The organism is Desulfobacter vibrioformis DSM 8776, from assembly GCF_000745975.1.
Classification (GTDB): Bacteria; Desulfobacterota; Desulfobacteria; order Desulfobacterales; family Desulfobacteraceae; genus Desulfobacter; species Desulfobacter vibrioformis.
In genome coordinates this window covers 21,054-40,156 of the sequence record NZ_JQKJ01000023.1, presented here as the reverse complement: position 1 = coordinate 40,156, position 19,103 = coordinate 21,054, and the positions used below count along the sequence as shown (strand labels likewise).

Annotated in this window: 18 protein-coding genes; 10 read left to right on the top strand and 8 right to left on the bottom strand. The window is 49.3% G+C overall.

The window, feature by feature from the left end:
- Positions 1-261: 261 nt before the first annotated feature.
- From Q366_RS14405 to Q366_RS14395, 3 genes are all read right to left on the bottom strand, one after another.
- Entirely contained in the window at positions 262-786 is a 525-nt protein-coding gene (locus Q366_RS14405) for an acyloxyacyl hydrolase (RefSeq protein ID WP_035240231.1), read from the bottom strand.
- Positions 787-1,399: 613 nt separating this feature from the next.
- Entirely contained in the window at positions 1,400-1,627 is a 228-nt protein-coding gene (locus tag Q366_RS14400) for a helix-turn-helix domain-containing protein (RefSeq protein WP_035240229.1), read from the bottom strand.
- Positions 1,628-1,663: 36 nt separating this feature from the next.
- Positions 1,664-2,200, bottom strand: a complete 537-nt coding sequence (locus tag Q366_RS14395) for a DUF2975 domain-containing protein (RefSeq protein ID WP_035240227.1) — start codon at positions 2,198-2,200, stop codon at positions 1,664-1,666.
- Between the two features lie 527 nt (positions 2,201-2,727).
- Between Q366_RS14395 and Q366_RS14390 the strand changes: the two genes are divergently transcribed.
- The 8 genes from Q366_RS14390 (at position 2,728) to Q366_RS14355 (ending at position 13,055) form a co-directional block, all read left to right on the top strand.
- Positions 2,728-3,873 carry a M20/M25/M40 family metallo-hydrolase gene (locus tag Q366_RS14390; RefSeq protein ID WP_035240225.1) on the top strand — a complete coding sequence of 382 codons (1,146 nt, stop codon included), beginning with the start codon at positions 2,728-2,730 and terminating at the stop codon, positions 3,871-3,873.
- Positions 3,870-5,078: a nickel pincer cofactor biosynthesis protein LarC gene (gene larC / locus Q366_RS14385; RefSeq protein WP_035240223.1), complete on the top strand. Its 1,209-nt coding sequence runs from the start codon at positions 3,870-3,872 to the stop codon at positions 5,076-5,078. The genes Q366_RS14390 and larC overlap by 4 nt, the downstream gene beginning before the upstream one ends.
- A gap of 23 nt (positions 5,079-5,101) precedes the next feature.
- Positions 5,102-5,566, top strand: a complete 465-nt coding sequence (locus tag Q366_RS14380) for a phosphatidylglycerophosphatase A family protein (protein WP_035240221.1) — start codon at positions 5,102-5,104, stop codon at positions 5,564-5,566.
- Between the two features lie 17 nt (positions 5,567-5,583).
- Positions 5,584-6,636, top strand: a complete 1,053-nt coding sequence (gene recA / locus Q366_RS14375; protein WP_035240219.1) for a recombinase RecA — start codon at positions 5,584-5,586, stop codon at positions 6,634-6,636.
- Between the two features lie 30 nt (positions 6,637-6,666).
- Positions 6,667-9,312, top strand: a complete 2,646-nt coding sequence (gene alaS / locus Q366_RS14370) for an alanine--tRNA ligase (protein ID WP_035240217.1) — start codon at positions 6,667-6,669, stop codon at positions 9,310-9,312.
- A 16-nt stretch (positions 9,313-9,328) separates the two neighbouring features.
- Positions 9,329-10,357, top strand: a complete 1,029-nt coding sequence (locus tag Q366_RS14365) for an ABC transporter permease subunit (RefSeq protein WP_035240214.1) — start codon at positions 9,329-9,331, stop codon at positions 10,355-10,357.
- A 121-nt stretch (positions 10,358-10,478) separates the two neighbouring features.
- On the top strand, positions 10,479-11,525 hold the full coding sequence (locus Q366_RS14360; protein WP_035240211.1) for an ABC transporter permease: 1,047 nt from the start codon (positions 10,479-10,481) through the stop codon (positions 11,523-11,525).
- A 231-nt stretch (positions 11,526-11,756) separates the two neighbouring features.
- Positions 11,757-13,055 carry a metallophosphoesterase family protein gene (locus tag Q366_RS14355; RefSeq protein WP_035240208.1) on the top strand — a complete coding sequence of 433 codons (1,299 nt, stop codon included), beginning with the start codon at positions 11,757-11,759 and terminating at the stop codon, positions 13,053-13,055.
- Between the two features lie 28 nt (positions 13,056-13,083).
- On the opposite strand, the gene Q366_RS14350 is transcribed toward Q366_RS14355, so the two are convergent.
- The 4 genes from Q366_RS14350 to Q366_RS14335 form a co-directional block, all read right to left on the bottom strand.
- Positions 13,084-13,869, bottom strand: coding sequence for a hypothetical protein (locus tag Q366_RS14350; protein ID WP_035240205.1), 786 nt, complete (start codon positions 13,867-13,869; stop codon positions 13,084-13,086).
- A gap of 415 nt (positions 13,870-14,284) precedes the next feature.
- Positions 14,285-14,512, bottom strand: coding sequence for a hypothetical protein (locus tag Q366_RS22000; protein WP_245619974.1), 228 nt, complete (start codon positions 14,510-14,512; stop codon positions 14,285-14,287).
- Positions 14,509-15,507, bottom strand: a complete 999-nt coding sequence (locus Q366_RS14340) for an OmpP1/FadL family transporter (protein WP_245619973.1) — start codon at positions 15,505-15,507, stop codon at positions 14,509-14,511. Before Q366_RS14340 ends, Q366_RS22000 begins: the two co-directional genes overlap by 4 nt.
- Before the next feature lie 323 nt (positions 15,508-15,830).
- Positions 15,831-16,019 (bottom strand): hypothetical protein, encoded by a 189-nt coding sequence (locus Q366_RS14335; protein ID WP_035240199.1) that lies wholly within the window; start codon positions 16,017-16,019, stop codon positions 15,831-15,833.
- Positions 16,020-16,120: 101 nt separating this feature from the next.
- On the opposite strand from Q366_RS14335, the gene Q366_RS14330 reads away from it, so the two are divergent.
- Positions 16,121-17,593: a sodium-dependent transporter gene (locus tag Q366_RS14330; RefSeq protein ID WP_035240196.1), complete on the top strand. Its 1,473-nt coding sequence runs from the start codon at positions 16,121-16,123 to the stop codon at positions 17,591-17,593.
- The gene (locus tag Q366_RS21335) at positions 17,590-17,691 is read left to right on the top strand and encodes a MetS family NSS transporter small subunit (RefSeq protein WP_156968184.1); all 102 of its coding nucleotides are present in this window, start codon (positions 17,590-17,592) and stop codon (positions 17,689-17,691) included. The genes Q366_RS14330 and Q366_RS21335 overlap by 4 nt, the downstream gene beginning before the upstream one ends.
- 63 nt (positions 17,692-17,754) lie before the next feature.
- Here Q366_RS21335 and Q366_RS14325 read toward each other — a convergent pair whose 3' ends face one another.
- Positions 17,755-19,098 carry a 3-deoxy-D-manno-octulosonic acid transferase gene (locus Q366_RS14325; RefSeq protein WP_084691840.1) on the bottom strand — a complete coding sequence of 448 codons (1,344 nt, stop codon included), beginning with the start codon at positions 19,096-19,098 and terminating at the stop codon, positions 17,755-17,757.
- Between the last annotated feature and the right edge of the window lie 5 nt (positions 19,099-19,103).

The following is a 19,103-nucleotide window of genomic DNA, read 5'->3' as shown; positions in this document are numbered from 1 at the left end:
ACCATGGCAAACCGATTTAAGTCTGCGGTATTTCTTTTTGTTAAGGCGTCTTTTCTGATGCGTTCATATGCTATGCGACACGATAGCATCGGTATTATGAAGAAAGTGTGAAGAACAAACGTGTGGTTTCTGCCGGTTAGATACCGTTTAGATATTATGGGGGCATATTGATCACTTCAATTTAAATAAAACCGTCCATAGGGCTTAAAATCCGGCGCTATATTTTGGACGGTTTTATTCCGGTCCAGGGCCTTAATCACGTTAAAAATACCAGGACAAGGTACCCATAAAAATATCGATTCCATCATTGGGTTCTTTGAGGCTTGCATTGGAATAGTGCAGATACCTGAAGTTGAGGTCCAGGTGGCGAAACCTGATCCCTGCCCCGATTCGGTCCTCAAAATGCAGGTTGGAAGACAGATTCCTGTTTTTTATGACGTAATCGTCAATATACGCGATGCCGATACCACCTTCCACATAGGGATGAAATTGTGAAATACGGGTGTTGAAGGTGTACTGCAACACAGGGGAAAAAGCGACGCCGTTGGTTGTTTCTCCGTCGGCTTCCCAACGGTTGTAAGACACCTCGAAATAGCCTGTCACACATCCTGTTGGATTTTCAAGCCACCTGACATCCCACGCCTTCAGCAGTCCGATCCTGTAGATATCAATATCATCCTTGGACGGGCCATATCCCAGTGATACGCCGTATCCGGACAGATCATTAGCCGCTGCAGCGCTGCTGAGCAGAATAAGCATAGTCAGTATCCGTATCATATGTTTCATCAGTGTTTTCCTCTTCTGTTAAAATTAATTTTTCTGTTCAGGGTTTATCCGGGAGAAAATCATCGCCGGCAATTCCATTAGAGCCCCCCGGTTGATATTCTAAATACGCTAATCATAGGGGCTGTCTTTTTTATAGCTGCGGAAAATACTATAAAAATATTATGCTTGTCAATAAAAAATTATCGATTATCATTATGTTTTTTAATGGGCTCAATAGGCAGAACGATGGTGATCAAGATGGCTTATCCTGATTGGGATATGGTTCGGAAGGCTTTACTGACCTCATTGATTACTAAATTCAGGGTGTCGAATGCAGAAATACGGGACAGGATGCTGTTCAGGAAAAGAAGGTCATAAAGCCATCTATTCGCTGGAGTCTTTGACGTAAATCGCTTTGATCAAGTGATGTGGCGGGACAAACATCTGCATGAAGCCTCATTAGGCAATGCCATAAACTTTAAGCATTGAGATTTTATTTTACCACGAAGAACACGAAGTTCACGAAGATATTAGAGTACTATATTTCGTGGTTTTAATCTGAACGTTTCTTCACTTTAACCACGTTTAAAAATACCGGGGCAAGGTACCCATCCTGTAAAATTGATTTTTTTGTTTAGTTTTTATCCGGGAGAGAATCATTACCGGCATATTCCAGGATATCTCCGGGTTGACATTCCAAGGCCTCGCATATGGCCTCAAGGGTTGAAAACCGAATGGCTTTTGCTTTCCCTGTTTTTAAAATTGAAAGGTTTGGTAAAGCGATCCCGATCCGTTCCGCCAACTGTGAAACACGCATTTTCCTTTTTGCCAAGATAATATCTAAATTGACTACAATCGGCACGCCTGCCCCCTTAGCTTGTCAATCTACTGTTCATCGTCAAATTGTAAAATCAGCCTCTTCCCGCATGACAGCTGCACGTTCCATAATTTTAGAGACTAACCCAAAAAAAATGCCAGCGGCCAGCAGGTCAATCTCTGGCATGAATATATTTATATCCGGCATTTTTGCTATAATACCTTGGGATTTCATAAAAACACCACACAGGGGAACAATCAGTGTGTCCAATACCGCCATTCCGACCAGTGCTCTGCCGATATTGGCGAAGCAACGGGCATTTTGAACCGTGAAAAAAATGGTGTGGCGATAGAGCTGACATAACTTCCAGATTTGATAGAGAGCGATCAGCCACATCATTGTTTTTACATTCAGGATGCCGAAAAGCACCAATCGGTCTTGGATGGCGAAACTTGAAATCGGCTTGGTCCACAACGTGTCATCGATAAAAAGGGCAATCGGTTTATCAGTGAAAAAACTCAGTGTATCCTCGGCTACTGTCATGATGCTCGCTGCCAGAATTAAAAAGCGCAACCAGAAAGTGAGTTGCCGGATATATGTTGAATCATTTTTATTCATTGTTTTACTCCACAGACTCTAGTACCGGAAGGTTCATTTCCATAGCTGCTGACAATACTATAAGAATGTTCTGTTTTGTCAATAAAAATTTATCGATTATCGTTGTGTTTTGATTAATATGGCTTAATCGATAGGAGCCCGGAAGAAATAAATGCCACAGAATTGTGCGCCGGATTTTTGTTCGTATTCAAGGCAGGGCTCCGTAATCATATTGTTCCTGATGCCCTGGATCCCGACGAAAAATTCAGAATGCTTACATGCGTTAGCCCCGGGGATCTGTTAACAGGGACTCAATGTCATAAAGTTAAGATGCTTCCGAATTAAAACCATGAAGAGCATGAAGGACATGAAGATTGATTTCCCGGCATATATTCTTCATGCTCTTCATGTCCTTCATGGTGAAATAAAATACGCAATGCTTAAGTTTATGACATTGAACAGGGACTGGCATTCCCTAATAAATTCTAGTATATTACCCCATTTGTTTAAATGGTCTTGGTGGGCCTTAAATCTATAAAGGATGAAAGATGATTGATGAAGAACGACTGGGGCAGCGGTTTGAAGCCTTTGCCCGGATTGATTCCGAATCCGGCAGCGAGGCCCTGATCGCAAGGGTGCTTGAAAAGGAACTGACAGACCTTGGGGCAATCGTGGTGTTTGATGACGCTGGTGCTAAAGTCAACGGTGACTGCGGCAACCTTTTGGCTGCATTTCAAGGCAATACAGAGGTTGATCCGGTGATGCTCTCCGGACATATGGACACGGTGGTGCCGGGCAAAGGGGTTAACGTCATGTTTGAGGACGGGGTGTTCAGAAGTGACGGCACCACCATCCTGGGTTCCGATGATAAGTCCGCCCTTGCCATCATCCTTGAGGTGATGCAGGTTGTCAAAGAGAATAACCTGCCGTGCCCCCCTGTTGAGGTGGTCATGACGGTGGGTGAGGAGCAGGGGCTTTTAGGGGCCAAGCACCTTGACTGCACCCTGCTCAAATCAAAATTCGGATACATTCTGGATGCCGTGGACACCCAGGGTATTGTGAACCGGGCACCTGCGGCCAACAAGATCAGTGCAAAAATTTACGGCCGGGCCGCCCATGCCGGAAGTTCTCCGGAAAACGGAATCTCTGCCATTTATGCGGCTTCCTGCGCCATTGCCAAACTTGAGCTTGGCCGCATTGACGGGGAAACCACCTGCAACCTTGGGCTTATTTCCGGCGGGGCTGCCACCAATATCGTGCCTGAATATGTGGAAATTCACGGCGAAGCCCGGTCCCATGATCCTGGAAAACTCGACAAGGTCACACACACCATTGTCTCCACCTTTAAAAATACCATGGCTGAACTTCAGGCCGATGGAGACGCACTCCCCCGGGTGGAAATGATTGTGGAAAATGACTTTCCCCATACCAACATCCCCGAAGATCATGTGATGATCAAGCTTGCCCAGAAAGCTGCTGAAAACCTGGGCCGAAACCTGGCCTGTAAAACAAGCGGCGGTGCGGCTGATGCCAATGTCTTTTTCGGCAAAGGTATTGCCGCAGGCGTTATCGGCACAGGCATGACAGATGTGCACACCCTTAAAGAATCCATTGCACTTAAAGATATGGTCAGTTGTGCCGAACTGGTCCTTGAGATCCTTCAAATCCATGCAACGGGAAAGGCGGCGAAATGATTCTTTATCTTGATATGATGGCAGGCATTGCCGGGGACATGTTTTTAGGGGCCATGGTGGATCTTGGTGTGCCCGTGGACTGGCTCAAGAAAAAACTGTCAGTTGTTCTGGACGGGTTTGACCTGCGTACTGAAATTGTGTTCCGGCACCATCTGCGGGCCGTCAACCTGTATGTGGATGTGACCGATCATGTCACCCATCGCCATTATACCCACATCCGGCAGATGATCGAATCTGCGGACCTGCCGGAACCTGTCCGGGCCAATGCCCTGACAGCCTTTCAACACATTGCCCGGGCCGAAGCCCATATCCACGGAAAGGACATTGAAACCGTCCATTTCCATGAAATCGGCGGTATTGACAGTCTGGTGGACATCATTGGCAGCTTTCTGGCCCTGGATTACCTGGGGGTGGACCAGGTGGCGGCAACGCCGGTTCCCCTGGGATCAGGGACCATTACATGCGCCCATGGCACCATTCCCGTGCCGGTTCCGGCCACGGTGGCCATACTCAAGGGCCTTGAAGTGACAGGATCTGACGCCAAAACCGAGATTGTCACGCCCACGGGCGCAGCCATTGTGGCAACCCTGGCCCCGCAGTTCGGGGCTATGCCGGACATGCAGATTGAAAAGGTCGGGTACGGGGCCGGCAAACGCGACACCGGCGCATCTGTTCCCAATCTTCTGCGCCTGGTGCTGGGCGCTCCCTGTGTTGCTGCCGTAAAAAATTGCGGGGAGAACATCCTGTCAGACCAGGTTTATGTGCTGTATACCAATGTGGATGACATGAGTCCGGAGAGTCTTGGCTTTGTCATGGACCTCCTCATGGACAAAGGGGCGCTGGATGTCAGTTTTACACCGGCATTCATGAAAAAAAACCGGCCCGCCACCCGCATTGAGGTGATTTGCCGAGAGAAGCAGCACCAGGCGCTTGCAGCTGTCCTGCTGTCCGAGACCACAACCATCGGGGTGCGGTACCATCTTTGCGACCGGATGATTTTAAGACGCGAACCTGTGGTGGTTGAGACAAGTCTTGGCAAAATTGCCGCCAAAAAGATCACAGATCCGGACGGCCAGGCCCGGATCATGCCGGAATACGATGACTGCAAACGCATTGCCCGGGAACATGAATTGCCCTTTTATCAGGTATATGAGCGGATCCTGGCTGAATCAAATCCCCTTGACAGACAAACAGGGCGGTTATAAAAGACCGGGAAAGGATACATCTGATGGGGAAAAAAGTCATACTTTTCATTGCCACGGGGTTTGGCCTGGGACGTATATCTGTTGCCCCCGGGACCTTTGGCACCCTTGGGGGCCTGCCGCTGATCGGCATCACGGCGTGGCTGGCAACGGTGTGTCCGCCCGGTGCTGCGGCCCTGTTTCTGGTGGGCGTGATACTTTTCTCGGTCTGGATCTCCCAGGAGGCTGAAATCCTGATTGGCGGTAAAGATCCGGGTGCTGTGGTCATTGATGAGATGGCCGGTTTTTGTGTGACCATGACCCTGGTGCCTGTGACCCTGTTCACGTTGACCGCAGGCTTTATCGCCTTCAGATGTTTTGATATAGTAAAGCCTTTTCCGGTCCGCTGGTTTGAAAAAACTTTTTCCGGCGGGGCCGGTATTGTGCTGGATGATTTAATGGCAGGAGTGCTGGCTGCTTTCCTGCTTAAAGCAATCTGCCTTATGGTGTGATTTAGGAGGAAAACGCGATGGAAAAAAACAAGGAAAAGGAAAAAGCTGTCCAGACCGTCATGACTCAGATTGAGCGCCAGTTCGGCAAAGGCTCAATCATGAAGCTGGGTGGCCGGGAGGTGGAAGCCGTGCCTGTGATCCGGTCCGGTTCCCTTGCCCTGGACAAGGCTCTGGGTGTGGGCGGATATCCCAGGGGCCGGGTCATTGAGATTTACGGCCCGGAATCTTCCGGCAAAACAACCCTTGCGCTCCATGCCGTGGCCCAGGCCCAGAAAAAGGGCGGTATTGCCGCGTTCATCGATGCCGAGCACGCCCTGGATGTGGCCTATGCCAAGCGGCTGGGTGTGGACTGTGACGAGCTTCTGGTTTCCCAGCCCGATAACGGTGAGCAGGCCCTTGAAATTGTCGATATGATGGTGCGAAGCGGCGGCATTGATATCATGGTCGTGGATTCGGTGGCCGCCCTTGTGCCCAGATCGGAAATCGAAGGCGAAATGGGCGACTCCCACATGGGACTGCAGGCAAGGCTGATGTCCCAGGCATTGCGTAAATTGACCGCAACAATAGGAAGAACCGCCACCACCCTGATCTTTATCAACCAGATCCGTATGAAGATCGGCGTGGTCTACGGGAACCCGGAAACCACCACCGGCGGCAATGCCTTGAAATTTTACGCATCCATGCGCCTTGAGATCAGAAGGGCCACTGCAATCAAAAACGGCGAGGATGTGATCGGCTCCCGGACCAAGGTCAAGGTGGTGAAAAATAAACTGGCCCCCCCGTTTAAAAATGTTGAATTCGACCTCATGTACGGGGAGGGTATTTCCAGGACCGGTGACCTTCTGGACATGGGGGTTGATCTGAATATCGTGAACAAGAGCGGGTCCTGGTATTCTTTTGACGGAGAACGCATCGGACAGGGACGGGAAAACGTAAAGGCCTTTTTAATTGATAATCCCGATATTTTTGATGCCATTGAACTTAAGGTGAGAACCGAACTTGGAATTGCCGGATCCGATGCAGCCAAAACTGCAGCCGACACCGGAAAGGACAGTGTGCCGGAAGCCTAACCGGTACAGTTAGCAGGAGCCAATACTACTATGACAGGTAATGAAGCCAGGAAACTTTTCCTTGAATATTTTAAAAAACATAACCACCGCCATGTGCGCTCGTCGTCCCTGGTACCCCAGGATGATCCCACCCTGTTGTTCGTCAACGCCGGTATGGTGCAGTTCAAGCGTGTTTTTACAGGCGATGAAAAACGCGATTATTCAACGGCGGTCACTGCCCAGAAATGCGTGCGGGCCGGGGGCAAGCACAATGACCTTGAGAATGTGGGATACACGGCGCGCCACCATACCTTTTTTGAGATGCTGGGCAATTTTTCCTTTGGCGAATATTTCAAGGAAAAGGCCATTGCCTTTGCCTGGGACCTGCTCACCAACGGGTATGGGTTTGATGCGGATAAACTCCATGTATCTATTTATAAAGATGATGACCAGGCCTTTGAAATCTGGCATAAGCAGGTTGGCGTGCCTGCCGAACGTATCTCCCGGTTAGGTGACGAGGATAATTTCTGGGCCATGGGTGACACCGGGCCCTGCGGCCCCTGTTCCGAGATCCACATTGACCGGGGCAAAGAATTCGGGTGTGATGATCCCAACTGCGCTGTGGGCTGTGACTGCGACCGGTGGCTGGAGTTGTGGAACCTGGTGTTCATGCAGTTTGACAGAAGTGAAGACGGCACCAGGACGGCGTTGCCCCAACCCAGTATTGATACGGGCATGGGCCTTGAGCGCATTATCTCCGTACTCCAGAACGTACCCACAAATTATGATACTGACCTTTTTGTTCCCATCATGGAGCGGGTAGGGGAGCTGGCAGGTAAAAAACGGGGGGAATCCAAGGAAGTGGAAGTGGCCATGAAGGTGATTGCCGACCACTCAAGATCTTGTGCTTTTTTGATCTGTGACGGGGTGCTGCCTTCCAACGAGGGCCGCGGTTATGTGCTTCGCCGGATCATGCGCCGGGCCATCCGGTACGGGCGCAGCATCGGGCTGACCCAACCCTTTTTACACAAAACCGTTCAGACCGTGTTCTCCATTATGGACCAAGCCTATCCGGAACTGAAAGACTCTGCCGCCTTTATCCTCAACGTGGTGAAAAACGAAGAGGAAAAATTCCTTGAAACCCTTGAAACCGGCATGAAGCTTTTGGAGGCAACGATTGAGGATCTTGGAAAGAAAAATGAGAAAATTATCCCGGGCGGGGTGATCTTCAAGCTTTACGATACTTTTGGGTTTCCTGTGGACATTATCCAGGACCATGTCAAGGAGATGGATCTTGGCCTGGATCTGGACGGGTTTGATGCGGCCATGGCTGAACAGAAAGCCAGGTCCAAGTCCAAGAAAAAATTTGCAGGTGTGGGCGAAGCCTATAAACCCTTGACCTCGGCAGGTGTGAAAACCGTATTCAAAGGCTATGACGCCATTGAGATGCAAAGCGATCTGCTCATCATGGTCAAGAATGATGCTGAACTTGAGACGGCAAATGCCGGTGACGAAATTGAAGTGGTCACCCCTGAAACCGTATTTTATGCTGAATCCGGGGGCCAGGCAGGGGACCGGGGCCTGTTTGAAAATGAAGCCTGCACCATTGAGATCACAGATACGGTCAAAGATCCTTCAGGTCTTTTTATCCACAAGGGAAAGGTCGTCAAGGGGACCTGCAAAAAAGGCGATACATTTACCCTCAAGGTGGATGCAGGACTTCGCCGGACCACGGCTGCAAACCATTCAGCCACCCATATCCTGCATGCAGCGCTTCGCAATGTTTTAGGCGACCACGTCAAGCAGGCAGGCTCCCTGGTGACGCCGGACAGGCTGCGGTTCGACTTCACCCATTTCAGCGCTGTTACGCCCGAAGAGCTTGCTGCCATTGAAACATACGTCAACACCCATATCATTGAGAACCATGCGGTCACAACAAAGGAGATGGGCATGGACGAAGCGGTCCGGGCCGGTGCTACAGCCCTGTTTGAGGAAAAATACGGGGATGTGGTCCGGGTGGTTTCCCAGGGGGATTTTTCCCAGGAACTGTGCGGGGGAACCCATACCCGCGCCACCGGCGACATCGGGTTGTTCCGCATCCTGTCCGAGGGGGGGATTGCCTCGGGTGTGCGCCGTATTGAGGCGGTGACAGGGCTTGCTGCCCTTGAAACAGTCCATGCCGATCAATCTGCCTTGGAAAAGGTGGCAGGTGTCCTGAAAAGTGCCAGGGACGATGTGGCGGAGCGGCTTGAAACTTTTGTGGCTGAGAAAAAGGCCGTGGAAAAGGAGCTGGCTGCGCTCAAGGCCAAAATTGCGTCTAAATCCGTTGAAGACATTGATGACAATATCAAGGAGATCAACGGGGTCAAGGTTCTGTCCAAACGGGTGGACATTGAAAATCCATCCCAGCTTCGGGATCTGGCGGACAAATTCAAAACCAGACTGGGCTCGGGCGTGCTGCTGCTGGGTACTGAATCCAACGGCAAGGCATTGCTTATTTCCATGGTCACCAGCGATTTGACCAAGACCTTCAAGGCCGGTGATATTGTTAAAACCGCTGCCGGTATCGTGGGTGGCGGTGGCGGCGGGCGGCCGGACATGGCCCAGGCCGGCGGCACCAACCCCGAGTTTCTGGACAAGGCCCTGGCATCTGTTTTTGACACGGTGTCGGGCAAGCACCTGGAAACTGGAAAATAGAGGGTGTTTCTATTCTGTGACAGCGTATTTTATCAGACGGCTCCTTTTAGTGATCCCCACCTTCATCGGCATCACCATTATGGTGTTCACCATCACCCGCTTTGTGCCCGGCGGTCCCATTGATCGCATCATTGCCGAAACCAGGGCCATGCAGACAGGTGAGCAGGGGGGCCGTTCCAGGGCCATGGTGGGCCAGGGCCAGCCTTTGTCCGATGACCAGATCAAAAAACTTGAAGCCTATTACGGATTTGACAAGCCTGTGCTCCAAAGCTATGGGCTCTGGCTTTTCAAGGTGCTCAAGGGAGATCTGGGCCGGTCCACCCGGTACCAGGACCCGGTGTGGGACATGATTAAAGTGCGCATTCCCATATCACTTTATTTCGGGGTATTGAGCATGGTACTCATCTACGGCGTCTGTATTCCCCTGGGTGTGGCCAAGGCTGTGCGCCACAACAGCGGGTTTGACAATATAACCTCGGGGATTATTTTTACAGGCTACGCCATCCCGGGCTGGGTGGCCGGTGTCATCATGCTGGTGCTTTTTGCCTCCCGCATGGATCTGTTTCCCCTGGGCGGGCTGGCCTCCGATTATTTCACCGATATGACGCTTGGGGAAAAAATAAGGGATGTGGCATGGCATACTGTGTTGCCGCTTCTCTCCTATGTGATGGGCTCCTTTACCGTGATGACCCTTTTGATGAAAAATACGCTCATGGACAACCTGTCTGCCGATTATGTGCGCACGGCCATTGCCAAGGGCTTGAGCTTTAAACAGGCCATCTTCCGCCATGCCCTCCGCAACAGCCTGATCCCCGTTGCCACCAGTTTCGGCAACAATATTTCCATTCTTCTGATGGGATCGTTTCTCATTGAAAAGGTGTTTAATATCGACGGCATGGGCCTTCTCGGGTATGAGTCCATTCTGGACCGGGATTACCCGGTGGTGATGGGGATACTTGTGATTTCATCCCTGCTGTTCATGGTGGGAAATATTTTGTCTGATGTGTGTGTGGCCCTGGTAGACCCACGGGTTAGATTTAAATAGTGTTTGAACGAAAAGTCACCCATCTGCCGCGTTGCATCTGGGCAACTTTTCGTCCAAACATCTATCTAACGAGCCGCCTGAACACGGGTTTTCACTCAGGCACGAACTTAAGGCGTATGGTATGGCATTATTGAACCCGGTGACAAAGGCACAGTTCCGGCGCTTTTGCAGTGTTAAAAGGGGGTTCTGGTCCCTTGTGATTCTTCTGGTCCTGATGTTTATCTCTTTTTTTGCCGAAGTGTTTATTAATTCCAAAGCCCTCGTTGTCTGTTACCAGGGCGAGTTTTATTTTCCCACCTATAGAGATATGATCCCGGGGACAACCTTTGGCCTGGATTATTCCTATGAGACCAATTACCGGGAACTGAAACAGAAAATGGACAGGGAAGGGGGGGCAGGCTATGTGATTATGCCGCCGGTGCCGTATAATCCCTATGAAAATGACCTGCGCCTCAATGAATACCCCCCGTTTCCGCCTTCGTTTTCCCTCCGGCATTTCCTGGGCACGGACAATGTGGGCCGCGATGTGCTGGCCCGTCTTGTGTACGGGTTTCGCACGGCCATTCTTTTTTCCCTGGGCCTGCTGTTTTTTAACTATACTGTGGGGATATCCCTGGGCTGTGCCATGGGCTATTTCGGGGGAAAATTTGACCTGTTTTTCCAGCGGGTCATTGAGATCTGGAGCAATATCCCGTTTCTGTACGTGATCATCATCATCTCCTCCATTGTGGTGCCAAGTTTCATGATCCTGATTCTGATCATGGCTTTTTTCGGCTGGATTTCCATTACCTGGGTAATGCGCACCATGACCTACCGGGAAAAGGAACGCGAATATATTCTTGCGGTCCGGTCCCTGGGCGCTTCGCACATGAGAATTATTTTCAGGCATATTATTCCCAACACCATATCCGTGATCGTTACCTATGCGCCCTTTGCCATTTCCGGCGGCATTGTGGCCTTAACCTCCCTGGACTACCTGGGGTTCGGCCTGCCTGCGCCCACGCCCTCCTGGGGAGAACTTTTATCCCAGGGCTGGCAGAACATGGATGCCTGGTGGATTTCCGCTGCCGTGGTGTCCGCCCTTGTGGTGACGCTGATGGCTGTCACCTTTATCGGCGAAGGCATCCGGGAAGCCTTTGATCCCCGGCGCCATACGGTGTATGAGTAGCCCTCTACAAGACCCGGGATGTTTGATCTCTTGTTAAATTGATTCTTGAGCAACATAAAAAAAAACATCAAAAATTAAGGGTTTCCCCGATAGATATCTGTTCAGCTCAATGATACAAACATAAACGAAAATCACAGATCAACTTGTTCGTTTTCTTATCCTAATTATCCGTCTGTTAACGCGTCTCAATGTGGTTTTCAGCCAATCTTTTAAATACAAAGGAGGAGTATCATGGGAAATAACAAGGCCGTTGCAGTTTGTATTTCTGACTTTCACATTGGTGAGAATCTTGGTGGCGTGAGTGGAAAAGTTGATATCAATGACTTAGGATTTTATAAAAATATTGCTGAGAATGTATATGTTCGCAAGGAGTTTTTAACCTTCCTGGGCAAATTGGAAGAACAATATGACGTTAAAAACGGCGACAATAAAATTAAATACCTGATTATTATGGGTGATAATTGGGATCTTGCTGTTCAACCCATGGAGTATTCTTTCGACCTTTCCTTTAAATTTTTCAATTCGATTGGACTTGAGAAATATTTTGAGGAAATTATTTATATACCGGGCAACCATGATCATCATATATGGCGAATGCTTCAAAGCAATAAATGTGTTGAGGAACCTTTAAAAAAAATTTTTGAAAAAGCTCAACAACCGGAAACAATCCCGAACAAGATTATACCTTATCCGCAAGTGATACCCGGGTATCTGGATCTTGCCTCCTCGACGCTTAAGATGGGAGGCGATCCCATTTTTTCTGGTCCAAACGATATTGTCTCAGGCCTGACGGCATCGGCTCGCATACCTATTTCCACTGTTTATCCCAATCTTTATCTTTTCTACGAAGAAGGTGTTGATAACAATAGAGAAACCATACTGGCAACCCACGGCCATTTATTTGATGACGATTGGCTGCTGGTAACGGATTATATGGGATTCATCTTTGAGACGGTGGGATATACGATGAATCTTGGTGACCTTGAAAAATTGAATTCAACAGTGACGGAATTCTGGAACTACCAATGGTCCCAGATGGGCAGATATAACCTGGTTGATAAGCTTTATGACTCTTCATTGAAAGCCAAACTTTTCACCGGACTTAAACCTATGATAGACAAACTGCTTAAAGAGTTGTTTGCGAAAATTGGCGTCAAAGGGTGGACGGAAGATTTAGCAGATGGATTATGTGATTTGATTATCAACGTAATTTTGAAAAAAGCGTTCAGCAACCAATATTATCCTGACTATGACATAAAATTTATCAATGCGCGTGTAAATAAATTGAAAGATTTTATCGCCATGTCAGTGGCATCCATAGCAAAAGAACAGCCCTCGGTAGAGCGGTTTTCCAAGCTTATCTTCGGCCATACCCATGCACCTGCATCAACCCCTTTTATCAATAAAGAAATCGATGAAAACATGGAAATATATAATACCGGTGGATGGGTCGATATTGGAGAATACAATTATCCCGTGCCTTTAGCGGTTTCCACAAGCGGGGTAATAACGCCGATTAACATTCTTTGAAGAAGCTAAAAGCAAAACAGATCATATGTTAATCATCTGGATCAAAGACCTTCTTCAGCATATCTGGATCAGATTTATTTTCGATTTCAAGGATGGACGGTTCAGGTCCGGGCAATCTGCTCAGGTTTAACTGATACTCCCGGATATGGGTTTCTGCTTCCAGGGCCTTTTTGGCCAGAAGATATCGTAAGTAAAGAAACCAGGCAAAAATCAAAAGAACTGCAATGCCGGAAACGGCAAAAAACCATCGGTACCGGTCAATGATTTCAAGACCGGTTTTACCGATGATGGAAACCAGATTGGGCAGCACCCAGGAGGCAAGAACAACCAAAAAAATGCCTAGACCAATCATAAAAATATTCATACGGTTGATATGGGCTAAAAATTGATCCATTTTCCCCTTGGGTGCATCGTCCGCCTTCTTGGTTTCCGGGGGCTCATTTTGCTTTTTGCCGAAAAGCGTTGTGAAGGCTGATATAATAAAGGCAAACAAAAGCGTAAATCCCAAGGGGAGGCCAATAGCCGTGGCAAACCAGGCCCTGAACGGAAAAGGCACTGTCCGGGTGATCAGCTTTTTTTTATAATTTTCAAAGGGACCGAAAGTTGATTCAAAATAATACTTTTTAAACTGGGTTAAATTCTTTCCATCAGTTTCGTAAATGACTGCTCCCGAATCATTCAGAACCTGCAGGGTATGTTTTGCTCCGGATTTTGCAGAAAAAACGAAGAAAATTTCGAGTTCTACTAAAACCAGCAGCATGGCAACGGTAATCAGCAGAACCTTGTTTTGGACGATGGAATTTGTAATGTTCATAGGCTGCCTTGTTTTGATTCTGATTCTTCACAAAAAAGCTTCCTTCAGTTTCCGGAAAGCCTTAAATTCAACCACTATAATTGTATAGAAATTAACCCGTCTCAGCGACCCTGTCAATTTATTAATCTTGTCATGGTTCGTACCCGGACCGCATGTGGTTTTTTACTGTCATACGCCATGACGTGTCAAATACTGGTCAAGGGGTGAATTGGGGATGGCTTGCGTCAGAAGGTTGAGGCCGTCGCTTTTTTGTTTTTTTGTATGAAAAATTTTAACCACGAAAATCACAGAAGGCACTGAAGATAGAGTTCTGTGATTTCCGCGTGTTCTGTGGTTAAAATGTTTTTCATAGTCTGTTGTGTTCGCCAGGTCATGGCCGTTATAGGACAACGGCCTCCTGTGGACTCCCGGCCGATTAGAATCGATACTGGATACCGATACCTCCCTGGTACAGGGTTTTGTCGTAGGTGACTTCGGGCCTTACAAGGGTTGCGGGAGCGGTGGCATCCTGGTAGAAGTATCCGGCAGCGCTCAGGGTCAGGGTGATTTGCTCCGTCATCCTGTATTTTGCCCCCAGGGCAAAGGCATGGCAGTCAAGGGGCGGACTCATCTGCTCAATGATGCCGAAGTTTTCAGGCTTCATGTCCACGTCGATATAAAATAACCCGCTGTCAGGGACCAGTCCGCGTTGACATCATATTGAAGGGCCAGGGCCAGATCAAAGGAGTTGCCGTCCACGGCGTCATTCTGGGTATCCCAGTCCGCATCTTTTTCAAAGTAGAGGGTGAATGAGGGTTTGAGGGTGAGCTTGGGAAGGATTTTCCACTCAAGACCGAGGGCCAGCACAGCCGGAAGATCCCTGGCATAGCTTTGGCCGTTTACCCGGCCAAATTGTCCGAGAAGGACGCTACCGAATGGGGTTGATCCGCCCGTATCCGTGTCCCAGTCCAGTTTGACCTTTGATTCATACCGGATACCGATGTTGAGCTTGTCAGAAGGGTGGATGTCGATACCGATCACCCCGCCGAAACCGTCGGCTTCCTGCTCGTATTTGGCCAGGATATAACCTAAGCCGGAATGGGTGCCGTGGAGTTCCACTTCCTTGTCGGTGATCACATACCTGGCCCCGGCGGCAACGGAGACCATGGGGTGAAAATCGTAGGAAACGCCTGCCGTGAAGGTGTAGTCATAGCTTTTGGCGTAGGCATAGGGCTGGGAAATCGTCCCTCCTAGGCGGTTCTCAACGGTTTGGGTGATGATATTACCGTGCTCGTATTCGGTCTCCCCGCCACCGCCGTTAATGGTAAAAGCCCCCCAGACGGCCCATTTTTCCCGTTTGTGAACCCCGAAGGCCATGGGGGCGATCAGGTTGGGACTGGCGGTTTGGGTTTCCCCGTTGAATTCATGGTCATAGTCAAAGGTAAATGGCTGGAGATCGACTTCCAGGTAGGTCCCGTTTTTGAGCTGCATCAGGCCGGCTGGGTTGTACGCTGCGGCATCCGCACCGTCTGTTGCGGCATTGCGGCTGAGGCTGCCGACATATGCCGCTGAAAAGTTCTGCTTGTTGTCAATACCGCCGCCAAATGCGGGAACGGTTGTTCCCAGAATTAATACGGCCAAAAACCATCTTCTCATCATCTCTGTTTCTCCTTTTGTGGTTAATTGATTTCAAGGGTTACCAAACCGGCTTTTTGCCCAGCTTTATGCCCATATACCTGGAAACCGATTTTTAATTTTGGCAAATGCATACGATTTGTTTAAACGCTTGTCAACACGAAAGATCCGGAATCGACAGCGGGTTGGTTAAGAGCCTGTTTGGTAATTAGGGAATCGAAGCGAAATTTCATGATAATGAGATTGCAGCTCTAAGGCCAGCCCAATTCTTTTTTTCATGCGCCTGTACCCGGCCTTGAATTTTTTTGTCAGGACGGGAAGCTTTGCGAAAAGATCGCGAATGGATTTCAGACAGGCGATATTGCCATGTCATGCCGGGACGGACTGTGGCTGCGCTTGTCAAGATGCGTTTCCGCATAATTCAGCCCGTTTTTCGTCTTGGTGAAATAACGTGCCAGCGTTTTTCGCTTCTTTTCCAGGGGGGGATCAGCCAGATTTCCCAGGTGCTGGATTTGGGACTTGATAAAATAGTTCAAGGTCTGAATTTTTCTTTGACTTCAGGGTTTAAAATTTGTATTTACCCCAAGTCTTTTAACTTGTTTTATTAATTAATTATTTTACAAACAGAAGTTGATGTATGCACAAAAGAGAACAATGGGGAACACGGGCCGGCTTTATCCTCGCGGCTATCGGGTCGGCCATCGGTTTAGGGAATATCTGGCGGTTTCCTTATGTTGCTTATGAAAACGGAGGCGGCGCCTTTTTTATCCCTTATCTTTTTGCCATGCTCACAGCAGGCATTCCTTTCCTGATTCTGGAATTCGGCGTGGGGCATAAATTCAAGACCTCGGTTCCCAATATCTTCAGGAGCCTGTCAGGTCGCTGGGAATGGCTGGGCTGGTGGCAGCTTCTGGTCGCCTTTATTATATCCATTTATTATGTGGCGGTCGTGGGCTGGTCTATCTCCTATTTTGTCCTGGCCTTTACCCGGGGCTGGGGAGCGGATCCTGCAAATTTCTTTTTTAAAACCTATCTTCAGCTTTCAGACACACCCTTTGCCTTTAATGGCATCCGATGGCCCATATTCGGGGCTATTCTTTGCGCCTGGTTTATTTGTTGGGGGGTGCTTTTCAGTGGTGTGAAAAAAGGGATTGAATCGGCCAGCAAAATTTTTATGCCCCTGCTTTTTATCATGGTTCTGATCATCACAGCCCGGGCCGTAACCCTGGACGGGGCGAAAGAAGGCTTGAACTGGATGTTTAAACCCGATTTCTCGGCGCTTTTGAACTTCAAGGTATGGATCGCGGCCTATGGCCAGCTTTTTTTCAGTCTTTCCATTGGCTTTGCCATCATGCTCACCTATGCAAGCTACCTGCCCGAGGATTCGGACATGGCCAACAACGGTTTTATCACGGCGTTCTGCAATTGCGGATTCAGCATCCTTTGCGGAATCATGGTCTTCTCGGTCCTGGGGAACATGGCTTTCCAACAGGGCGTGGGGGTTGATAAAGTGGTCAGCTCGGGTGTGGGCCTGGCTTTTGTCACCATTCCCACGGCCATTAACAGCCTGCCCGGTCCGGTATTTTTCGGTACCCTGTTCTTTGCAGCCCTGCTTTTTGCAGGCTTAAGTTCCATGGTATCCGTCTGTGAGGTCTCGGTTTCAGCGCTCATTGACCGTTTTGGCATCAGCCGCAAAATTGCGGCCAGTCTTTATTGCGGCATCGGCATCCTGTGCGGGATCGTGTTTGCCTCACATTCGGGACTGCTGGTTCTGGATATCGTGGACCGGTTCATCAATAATTTCGGTGTGCTGGCCGGGGGGCTTGTGGAGATCATATTCCTGGCCTGGATCTGCGGCCTTGACGGGTTTAAGGGAATCATCAACCTGACCAGTGATTTCAAAGTCGGGACGTTATGGGCCTTTTGTCTTAAGATCATCACCCCGGCCGTTCTCGGTTATATGAGCATCTCCAATCTTATCGGGGACATTAAAACCCCATACGGAGGATATCCGTCTTTGGCCTTGTTCGTATTTGGCTGGTGCATGGTGGGCGGTATCATCCTCCTCAGCATCATTATCAACCTTACCGTCCAAGGAGGAGAAAAATGACGACTTCCGCCATTGTCATGATGGTGCTGGGCCTCGGTGTTACCTGGATCGGGGCCGGTGTCTGCATCGCCATCGCCATCAAGAAAAAACAGCTTTAAGGCGAAAGCGGGTTTTCTGGCCTGTGCGGGGCATTGCAGCTTTTTTTCAGCCCCTGCCTTCATTCAGTATGTCAGGGGGAGAGTATCCCCGGATGACCGGCGTGATTTTTTCCGGCCAGCCACGGCGCCAGGCTGTTTTGCCTCCCATGACGTCAGAATTGCGTCTGCAGCGGTCTGTGCCCCGCCCTGTTTTTGTGAAATATAACGGCTCACCGCGTCAATACGGGTTTTTCTGCTTCCGGAGTTTACCAGGTGGCTGCACATGGTTTTAACCGCATGCTGCCAGTTGTTACACCGGGTTACGGCACCAGTCCTGAATATTTCTTTTCCCACCCAGGCAAAATCCTGCCAGTGGGGGCCTGTGATTGTGGGAATGCCTAAGGCTGCGGGTTCCATGAAATTCTGCCCCCCCAGGGGCGCAAGACTTCCGCCGACAAAGACCACGTCGGCATGGCTGTATGCCTGGTGAAGATCTCCGAATCTGTCCCACAGGATAATGGCCGGGCCGGTTAGAACCGATGATATCTGTGAGCCTTGGTAAACATTGAGGCCGGTTTTATTCAGTTTTTTTAAAAATGGGGCTATCCGGTGCATATGCCGGGGAAACAGGGCGATGACCTGGTTGGGCACCTCTTCTAACAAGGTTTTTACCATGTCAAGGATCTGCGGTTCTTCCTGGCGGCGGAAGGAGGCAAAAACAGACAGGGGCAGTTCCCTGGGCACAATTGCAGCTAAAGCGGAAACTTTACCGGGCGTTTTTTGAACCGTCATACGGTCAAATTTGATGTTGTCCATGGTCCCAATACAGGTGTGGGGAAATACCTGGGAAAATCTTTGGGCGTCTTTGGCAGAGATGGCCAGGATGCGCTCCGGGGCAAAAGATTGCCAGAACGCTTTGGTGAGCCGGTAATTCCGGCCGCTTTTCCTGGATAACCTGCCGTTGATGATCAATACACTGGTGTGATTTCTTTTTAAGGCATAAAGATGTGCCGGCCACAATTCTGTCTCCAGCAGAACCATAACCGCAGGATTAACCCGTTGCACTGCGTTGTTCATGGCCTTTGGGCTGTCAAAGGGGAATATATCAAAGCACAGGCGGATATGGTGTGAAAATTCTTCTGGCAACAGCTCTTGTGTCAGAATTTTCATGCCCTGATCCGTGGTTGTGGTCAAAAGCATGGTGACCGGCCTGTCCGGGTTAAGTGCCTTTATGATGGATACGGCAAGGTAAGCCTCCCCGGCCGATGCTGCCTGGATCCAGATATCTGCCGGTTGAAGGTGAACCGGATTGATGCGCCTGTCAAAGGTTGGTGCAAGCCTTGGGTGCTGTTTTAAAAAAGGCAGGGCCGCATCCCACAGGATATTGTAAAATCTGAAAATATTGGGTATAAAAGCACACTTTGTCATGGGAG

What these genes read in the sequence shown, in the direction of transcription:
- Q366_RS14405 (WP_035240231.1), bottom strand. Translation starts at nt 786, where the DNA reads ATGAAACATATGATACGGATACTGACTATGCTTATTCTGCTCAGCAGC.
- Q366_RS14395 (WP_035240227.1), bottom strand. Translation starts at nt 2,200, where the DNA reads ATGAATAAAAATGATTCAACATATATCCGGCAACTCACTTTCTGGTTG.
- Q366_RS14390 (WP_035240225.1), top strand. Translation starts at nt 2,728, where the DNA reads ATGATTGATGAAGAACGACTGGGGCAGCGGTTTGAAGCCTTTGCCCGG.
- larC (WP_035240223.1), top strand. Translation starts at nt 3,870, where the DNA reads ATGATTCTTTATCTTGATATGATGGCAGGCATTGCCGGGGACATGTTT.
- Q366_RS14380 (WP_035240221.1), top strand. Translation starts at nt 5,102, where the DNA reads ATGGGGAAAAAAGTCATACTTTTCATTGCCACGGGGTTTGGCCTGGGA.
- recA (WP_035240219.1), top strand. Translation starts at nt 5,584, where the DNA reads ATGGAAAAAAACAAGGAAAAGGAAAAAGCTGTCCAGACCGTCATGACT.
- alaS (WP_035240217.1), top strand. Translation starts at nt 6,667, where the DNA reads ATGACAGGTAATGAAGCCAGGAAACTTTTCCTTGAATATTTTAAAAAA.
- Q366_RS14360 (WP_035240211.1), top strand. Translation starts at nt 10,479, where the DNA reads ATGGCATTATTGAACCCGGTGACAAAGGCACAGTTCCGGCGCTTTTGC.
- Q366_RS14355 (WP_035240208.1), top strand. Translation starts at nt 11,757, where the DNA reads ATGGGAAATAACAAGGCCGTTGCAGTTTGTATTTCTGACTTTCACATT.
- Q366_RS14350 (WP_035240205.1), bottom strand. Translation starts at nt 13,869, where the DNA reads ATGAACATTACAAATTCCATCGTCCAAAACAAGGTTCTGCTGATTACC.
- Q366_RS22000 (WP_245619974.1), bottom strand. Translation starts at nt 14,512, where the DNA reads ATGAAGCCTGAAAACTTCGGCATCATTGAGCAGATGAGTCCGCCCCTT.
- Q366_RS14340 (WP_245619973.1), bottom strand. Translation starts at nt 15,507, where the DNA reads ATGATGAGAAGATGGTTTTTGGCCGTATTAATTCTGGGAACAACCGTT.
- Q366_RS14330 (WP_035240196.1), top strand. Translation starts at nt 16,121, where the DNA reads ATGCACAAAAGAGAACAATGGGGAACACGGGCCGGCTTTATCCTCGCG.
- Q366_RS21335 (WP_156968184.1), top strand. Translation starts at nt 17,590, where the DNA reads ATGACGACTTCCGCCATTGTCATGATGGTGCTGGGCCTCGGTGTTACC.
- Q366_RS14325 (WP_084691840.1), bottom strand. Translation starts at nt 19,098, where the DNA reads ATGACAAAGTGTGCTTTTATACCCAATATTTTCAGATTTTACAATATC.